Annotated in this window: 1 pseudogene; it reads right to left on the reverse strand. The window is 67.1% G+C overall.

The annotated features are described in order from the left end of the window. Positions 1-280, reverse strand: a pseudogene (locus OP18_RS59055) (ABC transporter substrate-binding protein); the annotation flags it as partial.

Below are 280 nucleotides of genomic sequence, written 5' to 3' on the forward strand. Positions count from 1 at the left end.
GCTGTCGGCGAGGCCGGCGTTGGTGGTGGGTGGCAGGCCGGTTTTGGTGAACCAGTCGATGTTGTAGCCGGGGTCGGTGGTGACGGTTTTGGCGTAGTTGGCGGCGGTGGCGGCGCCGGCGCCGTTGATGACGGCGATGACCTGTCCCCAGGCGAGGTGGCGGGGTTTGTCGCCGCTGTTTTTCACCGGTCGGGCGACGGGGACCATTTTGCTGGCGAGGTCTTTGTCCGGGGAGGATTTGGTGACCGCGGCGCGGCCGCCGATGGCGTCTTCGTAGAAG

Source organism: Dactylosporangium aurantiacum, assembly GCF_000716715.1.
Classification (GTDB): domain Bacteria; phylum Actinomycetota; class Actinomycetes; order Mycobacteriales; family Micromonosporaceae; genus Dactylosporangium; species Dactylosporangium aurantiacum.